This window comes from Rugamonas sp., from assembly GCF_025354735.1.
GTDB lineage: Bacteria > Pseudomonadota > Gammaproteobacteria > Burkholderiales > Burkholderiaceae_D > Rugamonas.
Genome location: NZ_JANXMI010000146.1, coordinates 1 through 17,007, shown reverse-complemented (window position 1 = coordinate 17,007; position 17,007 = coordinate 1). Strand labels below are relative to the sequence as shown.

Annotated in this window: 15 protein-coding genes and 2 pseudogenes; 5 read left to right on the top strand and 12 right to left on the bottom strand. The window is 65.3% G+C overall.

Features of this window, described 5'->3' with window-relative positions:
- Positions 1-530: pseudogene (locus Q0S71_RS12185) on the top strand (tyrosine-type recombinase/integrase); the annotation flags it as partial.
- Between the two features lie 32 nt (positions 531-562).
- Here the strand turns inward: Q0S71_RS12185 and Q0S71_RS12180 are convergent.
- Positions 563-853, bottom strand: a complete 291-nt coding sequence (locus tag Q0S71_RS12180; protein ID WP_295995612.1) for an H-NS histone family protein — start codon at positions 851-853, stop codon at positions 563-565.
- Positions 854-1,033: 180 nt separating this feature from the next.
- On the opposite strand from Q0S71_RS12180, the gene Q0S71_RS12175 reads away from it, so the two are divergent.
- Both Q0S71_RS12175 and Q0S71_RS12170 read left to right on the top strand, forming a co-directional pair.
- Entirely contained in the window at positions 1,034-1,411 is a 378-nt protein-coding gene (locus tag Q0S71_RS12175) for a hypothetical protein (RefSeq protein WP_295995610.1), read from the top strand.
- 60 nt (positions 1,412-1,471) lie between these two features.
- Positions 1,472-1,858 carry a hypothetical protein gene (locus Q0S71_RS12170; protein WP_295995607.1) on the top strand — a complete coding sequence of 129 codons (387 nt, stop codon included), beginning with the start codon at positions 1,472-1,474 and terminating at the stop codon, positions 1,856-1,858.
- 242 nt (positions 1,859-2,100) lie between these two features.
- Here the strand turns inward: Q0S71_RS12170 and Q0S71_RS12165 are convergent, their stop codons facing one another.
- The 5 genes from Q0S71_RS12165 to Q0S71_RS12145 form a co-directional block, all read right to left on the bottom strand.
- A complete protein-coding gene (locus Q0S71_RS12165) occupies positions 2,101-3,165 on the bottom strand; it encodes a hypothetical protein (protein WP_295995603.1) in 1,065 nt (354 codons plus the stop codon).
- 894 nt (positions 3,166-4,059) lie between these two features.
- Positions 4,060-4,188: a hypothetical protein gene (locus Q0S71_RS12160; RefSeq protein ID WP_295995600.1), complete on the bottom strand. Its 129-nt coding sequence runs from the start codon at positions 4,186-4,188 to the stop codon at positions 4,060-4,062.
- 40 nt (positions 4,189-4,228) lie between these two features.
- Positions 4,229-4,393 carry a hypothetical protein gene (locus Q0S71_RS12155; protein ID WP_295995597.1) on the bottom strand — a complete coding sequence of 55 codons (165 nt, stop codon included), beginning with the start codon at positions 4,391-4,393 and terminating at the stop codon, positions 4,229-4,231.
- Between the two features lie 61 nt (positions 4,394-4,454).
- A complete protein-coding gene (locus Q0S71_RS12150; protein WP_295995594.1) occupies positions 4,455-7,004 on the bottom strand; it encodes a response regulator in 2,550 nt (849 codons plus the stop codon).
- Positions 7,001-7,897 (bottom strand): transporter substrate-binding domain-containing protein, encoded by an 897-nt coding sequence (locus Q0S71_RS12145; RefSeq protein ID WP_295995592.1) that lies wholly within the window; start codon positions 7,895-7,897, stop codon positions 7,001-7,003. The genes Q0S71_RS12150 and Q0S71_RS12145 overlap by 4 nt, the downstream gene beginning before the upstream one ends.
- Before the next feature lie 437 nt (positions 7,898-8,334).
- Between Q0S71_RS12145 and Q0S71_RS12140 the strand changes: the two genes are divergently transcribed.
- Both Q0S71_RS12140 and Q0S71_RS12135 read left to right on the top strand, forming a co-directional pair.
- Positions 8,335-8,520, top strand: a complete 186-nt coding sequence (locus tag Q0S71_RS12140; RefSeq protein WP_295995589.1) for a hypothetical protein — start codon at positions 8,335-8,337, stop codon at positions 8,518-8,520.
- Between the two features lie 48 nt (positions 8,521-8,568).
- Entirely contained in the window at positions 8,569-9,306 is a 738-nt protein-coding gene (locus tag Q0S71_RS12135; RefSeq protein ID WP_295995586.1) for a DUF2807 domain-containing protein, read from the top strand.
- Between the two features lie 64 nt (positions 9,307-9,370).
- On the opposite strand, the gene Q0S71_RS12130 is transcribed toward Q0S71_RS12135, so the two are convergent.
- The 6 genes and pseudogenes from Q0S71_RS12130 to Q0S71_RS12105 form a co-directional block, all read right to left on the bottom strand.
- Positions 9,371-10,537 carry a LytR C-terminal domain-containing protein gene (locus Q0S71_RS12130; protein ID WP_295995583.1) on the bottom strand — a complete coding sequence of 389 codons (1,167 nt, stop codon included), beginning with the start codon at positions 10,535-10,537 and terminating at the stop codon, positions 9,371-9,373.
- 15 nt (positions 10,538-10,552) lie between these two features.
- A complete protein-coding gene (locus tag Q0S71_RS12125; RefSeq protein WP_295995581.1) occupies positions 10,553-11,494 on the bottom strand; it encodes a type II secretion system F family protein in 942 nt (313 codons plus the stop codon).
- Positions 11,495-11,538: 44 nt separating this feature from the next.
- Positions 11,539-12,515: pseudogene (locus Q0S71_RS12120) on the bottom strand (type II secretion system F family protein).
- A gap of 28 nt (positions 12,516-12,543) precedes the next feature.
- Entirely contained in the window at positions 12,544-13,890 is a 1,347-nt protein-coding gene (locus Q0S71_RS12115) for a CpaF family protein (RefSeq protein WP_295995578.1), read from the bottom strand.
- Between the two features lie 45 nt (positions 13,891-13,935).
- On the bottom strand, positions 13,936-15,108 hold the full coding sequence (locus Q0S71_RS12110) for an AAA family ATPase (protein WP_295995575.1): 1,173 nt from the start codon (positions 15,106-15,108) through the stop codon (positions 13,936-13,938).
- A gap of 374 nt (positions 15,109-15,482) precedes the next feature.
- Positions 15,483-17,007: type II and III secretion system protein family protein (locus tag Q0S71_RS12105; RefSeq protein WP_367185295.1), on the bottom strand; the 1,525-nt coding region annotated here is incomplete at its 5' end.

Sequence of the window (17,007 nt, the reverse complement as noted above, 5' to 3'; positions counted from 1 at the left end):
CAGTGAAATTTGGGCGATCAGGGTACGCCTGGAGATTTATGGGCGTCGGCGCGATCTGGCACTATTCAATTTGGCCATCGACAGCAAATTGCGTGGCTGCGATCTAGTTCAATTGCGAGTGCAAGATGTCTGTCACGGCGGTCATGTAGCTAGCCGAGCCACCGTGATGCAGCAAAAATCAGTTTGAATTAACGGCCGGTACTCGTAAGAGTCTGGTTGAATGGATCACTGAAGCGGAACTCAGGCACAGTGATTTCTTGTTCCCGAGCAGAATAGAAAACTCACCGCATATCTCGACCAGGCAGTATGCCCGCATTGCCCATCACTGGTTCGATGAAATAGGATTAGATCCTATCGCGTACAGCACGCATACCCTGCGCCGGACAAAGCCAACTTTGATCTACCGCCGGACAAAGAATCTGAGGGCGGTACAGCTCTTGCTCGGTCACACAAAATTGGAGAGCACTGTGCGATACCTCGGTATCGAGGTTGACGATGCCCTAGAGATGGCCGAGCAAACCGATGCGTAGATGCATCTAGCGGCCGACGCGCGTCGAAGTATTTATCGAATGAGGTATTGACTCTTGTCTTTGCCTTCGAGCCACTTTGGCGCGCGTCCACGGCCAGTCCATGCGTCGCCAGTTGCTTGGTTTTTGTATTTGATTTCTACTGGCTTACGTGGCAGCTTATGAGCCTCCTTTGAAGCACCGCCGATATCGGCCAAGGTCAAGCCATATTGTCCCATAATGGCCTGAATCTGATTCTTCGCTTCTGCCACCTCGGTGCGACGAACCTCTTCGGCTTTTGCCTGGAGTTCAGCGATTTGTTTTTGGTAGTCTTGGTAGGTAGACATTGTGCAGCCTTTCATGTGAATTGTTATGGATTAATTGTACATGGGTCGAATACATCGTGGTGCACTATTGTGATAATGCGTGTATTTTACGCCCATGCAAGATGCTATCCTAGCGATGTGACTCTGCCAGTAACGGCATCTACTTTAGTAGCTAGCGCCGGTATCCTTTAGGGGGAAGTTATGACCGCATCTTTCGATCCGCTGTGGATGTTCAGACCATTTGGTATAGGTGAAGTATCACAGCGTATTAATCCTGGCTGGTTCTCGCCTACCTTCAATTTTGCTGGCGACGCAAAAATTGAAGAACAAGTTGTCGCTGATGTGGCAAGCTACGGTACACAGGTCGGGTGGCTTAACGACATCGTTCTCGCGTTAGCCAGAAAACAAGAGCCGGCCCCTGCAGCGGTGGCGAAACTGGCAGAAGCTGTTAAGAAGATTGAGTACATTAAACAGACTCGAAAATCTGCTGCATTGAGCGCTGCCGTAGATGCCCTTAATTATTTAAAAAATACGGATCCAGAGCTTTACCAAAAGCTGATTCAGGACCGGAATGTGTGAATTGGTTTCAAAGCGCCCGCTTTCGGCCACTAGCATACCATTCTACATATAGGAAATCGCATGTATGCATTTAGAATAAAAATAAATGACGAAGAGCCGATAGTCGCAGGCTCGGAGGATTTGGGGGTTCTGAATGCAATTATCAACTGTATAAGGAGACCCAAGGATTTCACGCGTGGGGGTAGTGATTTAGATGATGGGCAGCTTTTCTTTACAGTGGGTGGCTTGAGTCGTCGAAATCAAGATGCTTTAGAGGAATACTTATATTGGGTTCCAGATAAATCTTTAAATGTTAATGACATTATTAGCATTGAAGTTATCGAAACCTCTACAGCGGACCCCGTTGTAGAGACTAAAGAGGTGAGAACAAGGCCCTATGACGAACGTGAGAAATTTGAAGAATGTAAGCGGATTTATCTAGAACTTCGTGAAAAATACGAAGTCTGAGTTCGGCCAAGAGCGGTCGCTCGAATTTCAGTTCCGTTTGCATCCACCTTTATTTTTTTGATAATGGTGCAGAGATAATAGGTGGTCCAAGCCTGCGGTAATCATAAACCCATCCTTACATTACCGCATTTTTTGAACTTAGTCGCCCATGTCCTGGCCGCTCAGAGCGTTGTCTTCCAGTTCGTGGTCCACCTCGATGCGAGGTGAGGTGGACCTAGCTGCCGCCGCCCCGGCGCGGCCGGTTAGAATCGTCCAGACAGGCGCGCACCGAGCATGCCGGCCGTGATTAAGCAACTCAGGAGCAGGCCGGCCGCCACGCCCCACCATGCCAGCCGGTTGGCCAGTGTCGCTGTCATGCCGTGCTTCTTTGCAATCAGGCGCGCCGCCCCCATCACGTGGGCGACCAGAAAGAACACGGCCAGACTGTAGTGTGGCAGCAAACGGATATTCCAAGCATCGGCCAGCAGGCTGGTGGGGACGCCGACTGCCCACGCATAATCCGTGTCGGTGCCAAAATAGCGGCCCAGGGTAAATACCGAGTTGATGTGCCCTGCGATAAAGACCGACAGGTACAGGCCAGCGCCGGTCTGCAGTACATCGAGCAAGTCGTGCGTCAGGGCGCTCTTGCGGCGGTACAGCACGAGCCCGCTGATGATCTGGAAAAAGAACATGGCGATGATCAAAGGCTGCAGCACACCATTGCGATAAAGCAGGCGTAAGGTTTTCATGATGGAGCGGTGCAGGTCCAAGCCGCCGATACCGGCGAGGTGATTAAACAGGTGCGGCCCCAAGAACACGGCCAACAGCAGCAAGGCGCTAATGCCGTGCACGCTGCGCAGCACGGCGTGCCGACGCGCATTGCTGGCCGGCCGCGCCAATGCCTCGCTATCAGCGCTGACCAGGGTCAGCAGGGCTGCGCCCACGGCCGCCGTGCACCACAGTCCGGCCCACACAGCCCCGTCGTGGTCGTTGATTTTCATCAGGTACAGCAAGACCCCCAGCAAAGTGTACAGCGGCGGCGTAGCGATGACTAGCTGGGCCAGACGTGCTGCGCGCAAGTTCGCTGGCGCGATGCCAGTTCCCTTCTGTGCGCCCAGACGCCACGCCAGCCATAGCCCCAACGCCGGCACAGCGTAGGCCCCGAGCAATGCCAGCGCCGCACCCGCAGTCATGTCGTGACCGTCACTGTAAGCGAGATGAAACTGGGCCAGGGTCCAGGGATAGACCAACGCCGCCGCGAACGGCAGCAGCCAATGCCACGCGGTGCCTCTACTAGATAGTGGTGTCGCCACCAATGCATGATTCATGTCCTAAACTCCTTGATGATGCGGATAAAATGGCCTTTGTATCGCCGGTAGGGAATTCTAAGTACCTTTGCCCGGCACCAAGGTAGCCAATTTTCTGGAATTTGGTTACGCCACGCAACAACAGCTTGAGCCGCTGCGCTCTGCATAGGGGAACGCGACGCTTGCGGCGCCTGCTGATGATTATGCAGGCGCTGCCTTATGGCATGTAGTTGCGGAGTCAGATCGAGCCGGTGATAGCTGCCGAGAAGCATCATGCGTTCGCCCGCGCAGTCATGGATGGACTTTGGCCTTCTCTGACCGCAATCTAATAGTCTGCTAAGGTTAGAGTCAATAATGCAGCCATAGCGATTGCAAGGACGCTACCTGAACGTCTGCAAAGGGGCGGAAACGGCCGGTCGGCACAGTGCCGACCGGCATTGTCTACTGAAAAGCGATCACGGTCTGGAGCTTTCAATTGGGTCAACCGAAGTCGGCATGTACGGTTAATCCGCTATAGGCTTGAAGGGGATTCCAGGGCCCAAGCTTTGCAAGGGTGAGCGGAAAGGTCAATCCAGACGAGACAAGGCGAGCAAACGAACATCTTTACAACAAAATGATGAAGGCTTCGTTTTTGTTGGTATTTTTGTTGGTATTTGTCGGATTTTTCTCAATTTCTCATAGTTTAGAGTGATACCGGCAGTCGCACCAGAAATAGCTAGAAAATCAAAGGGTTGCATGCTTCGGCGTGTAACCCTTTTTTGCTTCATCGAGCCAGTGTCGCCCAGATGTAACCGCTGTGTAACCCATTGCAAGGAATAGTCCCGTAGATATGAGGACGCCGGCCGCTTCGTCGAGAGCCAACGCCCGGTATAGAAAAGCAACTAAATTTCTAGCAATTAATCTTGTGGCGTATAGTCATGCTTCGGCTTCCATCCCGACTTCCTGGTCGGCACCTTTGTGTTCGGCCGCGAAAGCCTGGCCTTGATCGACCGCTTCGTCGTCGCCGAAGATGCGGGATTCGACCTCGCCGCCGGCCGCGCGCACTTGCAGTCGCTGGGCCTGACGGCGGACGGCGTGCTCTACTTCACCTGGACGCCGCCAGCCGCGCGCAGACCGGCTCGGCCAGGCTCAGCATCAGCGCGTGGCTGTCGATGATGCCGGTGCCGGGCGGCAACAGGGCGCCGGCGCGGTCCCAATGCGGTTCCAGCGCCAGCGCCTCGGAACGGGCTGGCAGCCGCAAGTCGCTCACGCCGGCGCTAAGGCTGAACTGAGGTGGCTTAGGGCTTCCGCTCAGCGGCTAAGTTCGACGCTCAGCCCGGCACCGCCACGGCCGCCGGCAGGTGGCGCTCGATCACGCTCAGCATCTGCTCGACGTCGATGGGCTTGGCGATGAAGTCGTCCATGCCGGCGGCCATGCACAGTTCGCGCTCGGCTTCCATCACGCCGGCCGTCATCGCCAGCACCGGCAGCGTGAGGCCGAGTTCGGAACGAATGATGCGCGCCGCCGACACGCCGTCGAGCACCGGCATCTGCATGTCCATCAGCACCACGTCGCAGCGGCCGGCGTCGGCGCGCAACAGGTCGACGGCTTGCTGGCCGTCGCCGGCGATCTCGACCGTCGCGCCGGCCCGCTCCAGCAATCCCCTGGCGACGAACTGATTGAGCGGATTGTCTTCCACCAGCAACAGGCGGGCCCCGGGCAGGCGCGGCCGTTCCTCCTCCTCGGCGACGGGCGCCGACGTGCCGGCGCGGGTCGCCGTCAGTTCTTGCAGCGTGTCGAACAGGCTGGAACCGGTGACGGGCTTGATGAGGATGGCGGCCGCCTGCGCCGCCAACGGCTGGCGCAGCAAGGCGTCGCGGCCGTGGGCGCTGACCATCAGCACCACCGGCAGCGACGGCAGAATGGGAACAAGGGGCAGCGATGGCAGCGATGGCAGCGATGGCAGCGTTGCCGCGTCGGCTCGGTCGGCTCGGTCGGCTCGGTCGGCTCGGCCGGACTGATCCGCCGGGTCCGGCTGCCGCGCCGGGTCCGGCTGCTCGTGCAGCGCCTGCATCGTCAGCAGGCCATCCATGCCGGGCATGCGCCAGTCCGCCAGCACGACGTCATAGGCGGCGCCGGCGGCACGCTGCTGGCGCACGCGGTCCAGGCAGTCGGCGCCGGACGCGACCGCATCGGCGCGCCAGCCCCAGCCGCCGATGGTGCGGCACAGGTAGTCGCGGCTGGTGGCGTTGTCGTCGACCACCAGCAAGCGCAGGCCGGGCGGGACCACGGCGCCGCCCCCAGCAACCGTGCCGGCGACCGGCGTGACGGCCGCGTCCGTCAGCGCCAGCAGCGGCAAGGTCACGCTGAAGCGGCTGCCCTGCCCCAGCACGCTGTCGACGGCGATGCTGCCGCCCATCAGCTCGGCCAGCCGCTTGCAGATCGTCAGGCCGATGCCGGTGCCGCCGAAGCGCCGCGTGATGCTGGCGTCGGCCTGGCCGAAGGCCGCGAAGACGCGCTCGGCCTGCGCCGCGTCCATGCCGATGCCGGTGTCGCTGACGGTGAAGCGCAGCAGCGCGGCGTCGCCGTCGCGGTGCAGCTGCTCGACCAGCAGGGCCACTTCGCCGCGCTCGGTGAACTTCATGGCGTTGCCGACCAGGTTGACGAGGATTTGTTGCAGCCGCATGGCGTCGCCGCTGAGCCGGCGCGGCACGTCCGGCTCGATGCCGATGGCCAGTTCCAGCTCCTTGTCGCCGGCGTTGACGGCCATGATGGAGGCGATGGCCTCGAGCACGTCGCCCAGCGCGAACGGCGCGGCCGACAATTCCATGCGCGCCGCCTCGATCTTGGAAAAGTCGAGGATGTCGTTGAGGATGGCCAGCAGCGACTGGCCGGCCGACCGTATCATGCCGACGTATTTTTTCTGCGGCGGCGCCAGTTCGGTGCTTTCCAGCAGATGCGTCACGCCCAGCACGGCATTCATCGGCGTGCGGATTTCGTGGCTCATGTTGGCGACGAATTCGCTCTTGGCGCGGCTGGCCGCCTCGGCCTTGTCGATGGCCAGCGCCAGCTGGGCGTTCTGCTCCGCGATGGTCAGCGTGCGCTGCCGCACCAGTTCTTCCAGGTGGTCGCGGTGCAGCCGCAGCTCGGCCTCGATGCGCGCCTTGTCCAGCAGATCCTGCGCCAGCTTGCCCTGCATCTGGTTGATGGCGTTGACGACATAGTCGAGCTCGTCGAGGCCGTGGTGCGGTGGCCGGTCCAGCCGCAACAGCGCGCCGGAGCGCTTCAGGTCGATGTTGCGGACGAACTGGGCCATCGTCTCCAGGTGGCGCGTGACCCAGCGCTGGAACAGCAGCAGCGCGAACACGGAGCCGAGCAGCAGCGAGCAGACCGAGGTGATGGTGATGCCGACGGCGCGGTCGGTCAGCCGGGCCAGGATGGCGGTGTTGCTCAGTTCGACGGTCAGCGTGCCGACGTCGTAGCGCAAGCCGCCCTCGCGGTAGGCGATGGCGAAGCTGCGCGCGCCGATGTGGGGAGCGTCGGCGGTGTCGGCGTCGGTGGCGGCGGCATTTCTGCGCCAGATGCGGCCGGTCTCGTCGCGCAGCGTGACGCGGCCGACGTTGGGCAGGTGGCTGATGCCGTTGAGCAGCACGTCGGTGCCGTCGCTGTCGACCTCCCACAGGCTGGCCGCGATGCCGGGCAGGTAGGCCGATTCGATCTGGCTGAAACGTTCGGCGGCCGCGTGGACGTCCTGCCGGTAGAGCAAGCCTATCTGCACCGCGCTGACCAGCAGCGAAATGACGGCGCTGCACAGCAGCGAGGCCAGCATCAGCCGCACGCTCAGTTTCAAGCCGTAAAAGGACGCGGGCAAGACCGTCATGGCAGGCGTTTGCCGCGCGCCGCCGGATGGAACCAGAGCGACTGGTCGGCCAGCGGCGTGGCGGCCGGCAGCAGCGGGTTGGCCAGCGTCAGCACGGTGCGGTGGGCCAGGTCGGCGCGGGCGATGGCGGCGCCGTAATAGCGCTGGAACAGGGCCGTCATCGCGCCGTCGGCGATGGCGATGCGCAAACCCTGTTCGATGGCGGCGGCCAGCGCCGTGTTCGATTTATTGACGAAGAAGTACAGGGCTTCCGGATAGTGCAGCACGATGCCGTCGGCCACGGCCAGCGGCGCGTCCTTGCGGGCCTCGATTTCCTTCCAGATTTCCGTCACGGCGCGTGGGAAATACTGGACGTGGCCGCTTTCCAGCATCTTGAACAGGCGCTCATAGGAGCTGCTGGTGTAGACGGCGTAGCCGTTGGCGCGCAGCACGTCGGTGTCGGGCCAGTCGTGGCCCTGGCCGGCGCGCAGCGGCGCCAGCGCCGCCGCCGTCGCCAGCGGCGCGAACAGGGCGCGGTCCTCGGGCCGGATCAGCAGCAGACGCCAGCCGATCAGGCCGCGGTCGATGGGAATGCGCACCGGCAGGAAGGCGTCTTCGCGCGCCTGCGAAGTGACGGTCCAGACCACGTCTATGCCCTGGCCCTGCTCCAGCAGGCGCAGGCTGCGGCCCTGCTGCATGCGCACCGGGCTGGCCGCCAGACGGTAGTGGTCGCCGGCTTTTTTCAGGCTCAGCTTGAGCAGCGCGAGCGGGTAGCTGGCGCGCTCGTCGGCGAGCGATTCGGGACGCGGATAGGTGACGTCCGGCGAGGATGTGGATGTGGATGTGGATGTGGCCACGGCCTTGGCCCCGGTCTTGACGTCGGCCGCCGCCGCGCCGCCGGCGAGGAAGCACACCAGCAGGCCAATCCAAGCCGGCGCCAGGCCGGCGCTACGGCCCGGGCGCTCAGCCGCACGCTCACTGAGGCATACACTGAGACGCTCACTGAAACGATCACCCAGATGATCGCTCAGCTGCTTACTTGCACGCTCACTCAGGCGGTGGCATTGCTTCCTGGCCGCAGCGGTCAACATCGCATCAGTCCCTTCGCATGATCCTCTCATCAATTCTAACCCGGTCCGCAGCCTGGCAAGGAGGTTTGATGCCCTCGCGCGGCCAAGATGTGGCCGGCCCCGCCACAATGGCGGTCGCCGCGCGGCGCCAATCGGCCGGCCAAGCATTTCAGGCCGCGAAAATCACCGTTCATCGCATGGCGCTGGCCGGCCCCGGCCGCCCTCTCTATAGTTCACTCATCGCAAAGCAGCACACCACCAACAACACCAGGGAGAACATCATGAACATCGCTAAAAACATGGAAGCCATCTTCGTCGCAGCCGTCGTCCTGAGCGGCGCCATGAGCTACGCCAGCGCCGCCATTCCGGCGCACCTGCACGGCGCCGCCGCCGTCCCGGCCATGCAAGTGGTGACGGTCCACGCGCACCGCCTGACGGCCGCGCAAAAAGCCGACCTGGCCCAATAATCCACGCCATCGACGGAGCCTCTGATACCGCGCTATCTCACCACCGCGATGCTCGCCGCCATGCTGGCCTGCGGCGCCCACCACGCGCTGGCCGACGATATCGGCAGCGAGAGCCGCAACGTCGATGCGCGCGCCGTCCGGGTCAACCTCGATGGCATCATCAATTTGACAGTGAAGCAGGGAGCGGCGCCGGCGCTGACGATCTACGGCGACAAGCGCTATTTTCAGCGCGTCACCGTGACGCAGGATGGCGACACGCTGCGCATCGACGCCCATCTGCGCGGCCTCCACATCGGCAAACCCGATCTGCGCGCCGAACTGACGCTGCCCACGCTGCGCGAGCTGGTCTCGGGCGGGGTCGGCACGGCGGAGGTGAGCGGCTTCACTGGCGACGAGTTGCGACTGGCACTTGACGGCGCGGGCGCCGTCAAGGTCAACGCACATTATAAAAACGTGACGGCCAAACTGGGCGGCGTGGGCAGCATGCAGATCAACGCCGGCGACAGCGACATGGTCAACCTGGACATGCGCGGCGCCGGCCAGATCGACATCGCCGGCAACAGCAGGACGCTGCACGCGCGGCTGGGCGGCGTCGGCAGCCTCGATGCGCAGGCGCTGCGGGCCGACGATGTCGACGTCGACATGACGGGCCTGGGCAGCGCCAGCGTCTACGCGAAGCACAGCGCCAACCTCAAATTAAGCGGCCTCGGTTCGGCCACCGTCTACGGCAAGCCCGCCAGCCGCAGCGCCTCCGCGCACGGCATGGGCAGCGTCACCTGGCAATAAGCCACGGGCGCAGCAACGATCCTTGGATGTACTTTGGCCGTCGCCAGTTTGGGACGGCTTTTTTTTATTCCGGCGCCGATGCGATCCGCTGCCCGGCGGGCCGCTGGCGATAGCGGCGCGCCAGCGCCAGCGGGTCGCGCCGGTCGCGCCCCAGCACCACGCGCAGTCCCGCGTGGCTGTCATGCTCGCGCAGGATTGGTAGGCCCAGGCGCTCGGCCAGCGCGCGCGCCGCGTCGCGCCGGCGCACGCCGTATTCGACGCGGCTGAACGGCACCGTGTACGGCTTCAGGTTCGACAGCCGCACCACTTTCCATTCGCGCGCGCCGATGGTCCGCGCCAGCGCCGCGGCCATGCCGGTGACGCCGTTGCCGTTGCTGATTTCCAGCCGCGATGGAGGAGGCGGCGCGGCGCCGTCGTCGTCGTTCCGAGGCCCGACGCCGGCCCGCGTCGACAGCGGCGCCGGTACAGGCGCGGGCACGGACACGGACACGGGACTGTAACTTACGCGCCGCACTTCCACCATCGCGCCGGTCTGCGTCAACTCGGTGCGCGCCGTGCCGGGCGGGCGTGCCGAGGCGGCGCCGTCACCGGCCGTCGCCGCAGCGGACGATGTGGCCGACACGGACGGCGCGGCCAGCGCGGACCGCACGAGCGGCGCACCCAGCGCAGGCACTACAAGCGGCGCGGGCAGCGCCGCATAATCGCTGCGCGCGTCGTGCAGCCGCAGCGTGCGCGCCTGCTTGAGCATCGCGGCGGCGCGCTCGCCCTGCCCCAGTTTTTCCAGCGCCCGACCCAGATGCTCCCAACTGAGCGCATCGAGCGGATCGAGCACGCACGCCTGCTCCAGCAGCGCCGCCGCCTGCGCCGCGTCGCCGTCGAGCAGATAGGCGTAGCCCAGATTGGCGGCCAGGAAGGCGCCGTCCGCGCCGGCGCCGCCATCGTCGATCGCGGCCCGCCACAGCGCGATGGCCTGCTTCAAATCGCCCTGGCCGGCGTAGATCGCGGCCAGGCCGTTGCGCGCGTTGACGTGGTGCGGCGCCAGTTCCACGGCGCGCCGGTAGGACCGCAGCGCATCGCCATAGCGCGTGGCCTCGTACTGCGCGCGCCCCAGCGCCGCATAGCCGTCGGCCAGCTGCGACTGGCCGTCCGACGGCGCGACGACGACGCCGCTGCACGCCATCAGCAGCACGCCGGCGCCGGCCGAACTCCATCGTCCAATAGTGATGCGCATCGTCGACCTCCTCTATTATTGGCTGCTGGCCAGCGTCGGCAGCATCACACGATAAATCTGTATCCCGGCGGGCCCCAGCAGCACCAGCATCAGCGTCGGGAACATGCAAAAGATCAGCGGGAACAGGAGCTTGAGCGCGATCTTGGCCGCCGCCTCCTCGGCCACCAGGCTGCGTTTAGTGCGCAGGTTTTCCGAATGCACGCGCAGCGAATCGCCCATGCTGGTGCCGAAGCGCTCGGACTGGATCAGCATCGCCACCAGCGTGTCGACATCTTCCACGCCGCTGCGCAAGGCCAGGTTGCGCAGCGCCTTTTCCTTGCTGAAGCCGGCCCGCATCTCCATCAGCACCAGTTGCAGCTCCTGCGCCAGCGCCAGGCTTTTGATGTGGATTTCGGCCGCCACCTTGACCAGCGCGCGCTCCAGGCTCAGGCCCGCCTCGACGCAGACGGTCAGCAAATCGAGTGCGTCCGGGATGTTCTCGAAGATGTCGCGCTGCCGCCATGCCGCGCGGCGCGCCAGCACCGCGTTCGGCAGGTAGTAGCCGATGGCGGCCACCAGCAGCAGTAAAAACAGCAGGCCGTTGTGCAGTGCGCCGGACATCTGGCCGGCCACCGTCGCCATCAGCAGCGCCGGCAAGAGCAGCGCCAGCAAGGTCTTGGCGCCGAAATACAGCGGCGCCACCGACGCGTCGCGCCAGCCCGCGTTCATGAAGCGGGTGCGCAGCGGCGACCTTTCCCAGCCTTCCTCCGGCAGCGACAGGCGGCTGAACGGCTGCGCCGCCCTGGCCACTTTCTCGACCCAGCCGCCGGCCGGCGCGCTGGCCTCGGCCGCCGGCCCCATGAAGCCGCTCAGGCGCTGGCGCAGCGGCACCGACGAAAACGCCAGCAGCGCCACCAGCACCAGGCCGGCCGCCACCACAAAGACGATCAGCAAAAACAGCAGCTGCGATCCATTCACGTCGGCTCCTTCCGGTTCACTGTCACGCTCATAAGCTCACATGCTCACACGCGGATGCGGATCACGCGCCGCATCCACACCACGCCGCTGAAGCTGGCCACGCCGGCGTACCACATCAGGCGCTGGCCGACCGGATCGGTCCACAGCACGCTGATATATTTGGGATTGGCCGCCTGCATCACCAGCAGCATCACCACCGGCATCAGGCCCAATATCCAGGCCGACATGCGGCCCTCGGCCGACAGCACGCGCACCTGCGCGAGCAGCTTGAGGCGCGCCCGTATCAGGCGGCTGATGCTGTCGAGGATCTCGGCCAGGTTGCCGCCGGATTCGCGCTGGATCAGCACCGCGATCACCAGATAGCGCAAATCGGTCAGCGGCACGCGCGCGGCCAGGTTGTGCAGCGCCTCGTTCATCGGCACGCCGTAGTTGATTTCCTCGTAGGCGAATTTGAATTCGGCGGCGATCGGATCGGGCATTTCCTCGCCCACCATTTGCAGCACGTTGGCGAAGGAGTGGCCGGCCCGCAGCGCGCGGCCGAGGAAATCGGCGTCTCCGGCAGCTGCGCCTCGAGCTTGCGCAGGCGCGCCGCGCGCCGCCGCAACAACCACCCGTACGGCAGCAGCAGCGCGCCCGCCAGCACCGCCAGCGACGGCACGGCCGGCATCTGCCAGAACAGCGGCAGCAGCAGGCCGGGGATCAGCGCGGCGGCGCTGGCGGCGAGGAACTGGGCGACGGTCCGGCGCGCGCCCGATTGCAGCAGCAGCCGCTCGATCAGCGCCGCCTGCGGCAGGCGCCGCAAGGCCTGGTCCAGCGCCGGCCACTGGCTGTAGCGGCGCTGCTTGAGGATGGATTGCTGGGCGCCGCCGCCGCCGTCGCGCCCGGCCATCAAATGCAAACGCTTGCTGATGCGGCGCGCGCCGCCGCCGTGGGTGCTGGACCACCACAGCCAGGCGCCTTCGATGGCCAGGATCACGGCCGCGAACAGCAATACGGCAAAGCTCGAAAAAACCATGTCCATGGCGCGCTCCGGTGGTGGCGTCGTTGTCTTATTCGTACACGCGGTCGGGATCGAACACGCTGTCGGGCACCGCCGCGCCGAACAGGCGCAGGCGGTCGGCGAAGCGCGGCCGCACGCCGGTGGCGGAAAACTGTCCCTGCACCTTGCCGCTGGCGTCGACGCCGGTCTGCTCGAAGCGGAAGATTTCGTGCATGGCGATGACGTCGCCCTCCATGCCGGTGATTTCCTGCAGGCTGACCAGCTTGCGCGCGCCGTCGGTCAGGCGCGACACTTGCAGCACCACCGTCACGGCGGCGCAGATTTGCTGGCGCGTGGCGCGCGCGCTCAGGTTCACGCCGGCCATGCCGACCATGTTTTCCAGCCGCGCCAGGGCGTCGCGCGGGGTGTTCGAGTGGATCGTCGCCAGCGAACCTTCATGGCCGGTGTTCATCGCCTGCAGCATGTCGAGCGCCTCGGCGCCGCGCACCTCGCCGAGGATGATGCGGTCGGGCCGCATTCGCAGCGCGTTGCGCACCAGCGAACGCTGATTGACCTCGCCCTTGCCCTCGATATTGGGCGGCCGCGTTTCGAGCCGCACCACGTGCGGCTGGCGCATTTGCAGTTCGGCCGCGTCTTCGATGGTGACGATGCGCTCCGTGGCCGGGATGAAGCCCGACAGCACGTTGAGCAGCGTGGTCTTGCCGCTGCCGGTGCCGCCCGAAATGAGGATGTTGACCTTGCCCTGGCCCAGCCCCTGCAAGACCTGCACCATCGGCGGCGTCAGGCTTTTGTAGTCGAGCAGGTTGGCGATGCTGAGCGGATGCACGGCGAAGCGGCGGATCGACAGGATCGGACCATCGACGGCCAGCGGCGGAATGATGGCGCTGACGCGCGAGCCGTCGGGCAGGCGGGCGTCGACCATCGGGCTCGATTCGTCGACGCGGCGGCCGACCCGCGAGACGATCTTCTCGATGATCTTCATCAGGTGGGCGTTGTCGTGGAAGGTGACGCCGGTCAGTTCCAGCTTGCCGGCCCGTTCGACGTAGACCTGCGACCAGGTGTTGACGAGGATGTCGGACACGCCGGGATCGGCCAGCAGCGGTTCGAGCGGCCCGAAGCCGAGCATCTCGTTCTGGATGTCGATCACCAGGCTGTGGCGCTCGTGCTGATTGAGGACGATGCGCTCGTCCTCGATGACGCGCTGGACCAGCAGCGCCAGCTCGTGCTTGAACTGCTCCGGCGTCAGCCGCTTCAGGCGTTCCAGGTCGATGCGGTCCAATATGGTCTGGTGCATCGCCTTTTTCAAATCCTGGTAGGCGCTGCCGGCCAGCGCCGGCAAGGCGCCGTTGCCGGGCCGCGCCTCATCGGCGCTGGCCAGGCGTTCGCGTAAGCTCATGTCCCACTCCTCTGGTTGAACGGTGATGGTGGCGGCCGGTCGGCGCTAGGCCGCTTCGCTGCGGCCGAACAGGCGGTCGAACAGGCCTTTGCTTTCGGGGATGCGGCGCGCCGTCACCGTCTCGACCAGTTCGGCCAGGCTGCGCGCGACGGCGCTGCTGCGCGACAGCTGCAACACCGGTATGCCCTGGTTGACCGAATCGGTGGCCGACACATAATCGTTGGGCACCGTGTGCAGCACCTCGGCGCCGAGCGCGTGTTCGAGGTCGCTCAGGCGCAGCTTGCCGCCCTTTTCGTAGCGGTTCACGATCAGGCGCGTGCGCCCGCTCGGGTAGCCGAGCGAACGGAAAATGTCGAGCAGGCGGCGGCCGTCGCGGATGTCCGGCAGCGCCAGTTGCAGCACCGGATAAATGGCGTCGGCGTGGTCGAGCGCGCGCAGGGAGATGGCGTCGATCTGGCGGCCGACATCGAGCACGATGTAGTCGTAGTGCTGGCGCGCCACGCGCAAGATGGTGTCCATGTGCTCGGCCTTCATGTCGACCGCGTGGGTGGGATCGTCGGCCGCCGCCAGCACGCCGAAGTTGTTGGCCACGTGGACCAGGCACGATTCGAGGAAGGCGCCGTCCATGCGCGCGATCTGGGCGCAGATGTCGGACAGCGTCATGCCCGGCTTCTGGTCCGACACGTAGAGCGTGGCGTCGCCGAACTGGCCGTGCAGGTCGATCAGCAGCACTTTTTTATCGGCCAGCGCGGCCAGCGCGAAGCCGAAATTGGTCGACAAGAAGGTGGCGCCGCTGCCGCCCTTGCAGGAGATGAAGGCCAGCACCTTGCCGTCGCGCAGGGGGCTGACGCCGGCCGCCACCTCTATCCTGTCCATGGCCTCGTGGAAGGCGCGGTGCACCAGCGGCAGTTGCAGCACCTCGCGCATGCCGGCGCGCATGGCGCGGATCAGCAAGTCCTGCTGCTGCTCGCGCGCCTGCAGCAAAAAGGAGGCCTCGGGATAGTGCTTGCCGAGGCGTTCGACCAGTTCGGCCTCGCCGGGCGCGACGTCGCTGGCGTCGAACACCACCAGCTGCGGCGGCTCCGGCAGCAGGCGCTCGACGGCGTCGCGCAGGCCGTTGCGCGACGCCACCAGCTGCACCGCCGGCATCCGTGCCGAACCCTGGGCCGCGATCTCGGCGTGGAGCAGGGAGTCCTTGCTTATCATGAGCGCTTTCATTCCAGTTCCTTTGCATGTCCAGGGGGCGGGCGGCGGCTCACTGGCCGGCGGCGGTGCCGATGAGGGAGGTGTTGGCCGGCGCGCCGGCGCCGAACGATTTCTGATAATGCTGCTGCGCCTGGGCGGCGGCGCGGCCATCGAGGCCGGCCACCGGGTCGGCGTTGCGGGCCGCCGCCGGCGCGACGATCTGCCGCGCCAGCGCGCCCCGGGTGGCGGCGCCGAAGTCGCGCTCCCACTGCGGCGTGGTGGCGGCGCAGGCGGCCAGCGCGGCGCAGGCCAGCGCGCCGCACAGGCGACGCGGCGTAAAAAAAAGGTGATGGGCTCATCGATGGCTCCGGTGTGTGGCGGTATGCGTTTTGATGATTGCGGCTGCGTCACTTCACTTCAAAATCCGGTGCCGGGCGCGCGCTTGCGGGCGCGGCGGCCGGCGCGCCTTCGAGCCGGCCGCCGAGGAACAGGCCGGTGCGCGACGGCGGCGTCAGGCTGTCGGTCGGCAGCGCGTAATCGGGCGGCAGCGGCTTGACGAGGTGCACGGTGATGACGAACAGCAGCTCGGTGCGGTCGTGCTGGAAGTCGCTGCTGCGGAACAGCGCGCCCAGCACCGGCAATTCGCCCAGCAGCGGCAAGCCGTTGATGTTGGCGGTCTGGTTGTTTTTAATCAGGCCGCCGATGGCGAAACTCTGGCCGTCGTACAGCTGCACCGTGGTCGCGGCGCGGCGCTTGGTAATCAGGGGCAGCACGGCCACGCCGTTGCCGCCGGCGGCGGAAATGCCTATGCCTTCGCGCGACACGTCCGACACTTCCGGCGCCACCTTCAGGTTGATGCGGCCGCCGGCCAGTACGGTGGGTGTGAAGCGCAGGCCGACGCCGAATTCCTTTTCCTCCAGCGTGACCTTGTTGTTGTCCTGCGCCACCGGCACGTAGATGCTGCCGCCGGCCAGGAAGCTGCCCTCCTGGCCGCTGATCGCCATCACCGTCGGCTCGGCCAGCATGCGCACCAAACCATCCTGCTTGCCCGCTTGCAGATTGAGCTGGCTGCCGTTGCTCTTGCTCAGGTTCAAGCCGCTGGCCAGCGTGCCGGTCAGGAAGTTCGACAGCAGCGCGGCGGTCCAGCTGCCGCCGGCGTAGCGCAAGGCGGTGCCCGCTTCGAGCTGGTCGATCAGGGTCTTGGAGACTTCGGCGATCTTCACTTCCAGCATCACCTGCTGCGGCGCGCTGACGCCGAGCAGGTTGATGATGCGGCCGCCGCCCGAGCCGGCGGCGCTGGGAGCGGCGGCGCCCGCAGCCGTGGCCGCGGCCGGCGCGGCGGCGTCCCTGTGCGCGGCCAGCGCCAGCGCCGGGCGGTGCACGAAGGCGGCCGCGATTTCGAGCGCGCTGGCCAGCGCCACCGCGTCGGCCACGGTGCCGCTCAGCACCAGCGCGTCGGCGGCCGACGTCACGCGAATGCCATGTTCGTCCGGCAGCAGCTCGGCCAGCGCGGCCTGCACGCCGGCCGTGTCCATGCCGACCGCCACTTCGATCACGCTGCACAAGCCGCTCCTGCCCTGCACGATCATATTGGTGCTGCCGATATCGACGCCGACCACGTACAGCGTGTCCGGCGCCACCAGCATCGCCTGCGCGACGGCCGGGTTGCCGATGCTGCGGCTGAGCACCGTTTCCGGCAGACGCATCAGGGTCGACTTGCCGAGTTGCAGATGCAGGCTGCCGGGCGCCGCCGCCGTGCCGCTGCAACGCGGGCCGCCCGATACGGCCGGCGACTGCGGCGTGGCGGCCGATGCGATGGCGCGGGCTGCGGCGGTCGCCGCCGTGTCGGCCGATGCGGTGGCGCGGGCCGCGACGGCCGACGCTGCGACGGCGTTCGCGGCCTTGGCGGCGGTGGCGGCCGCAGCCGGCAGC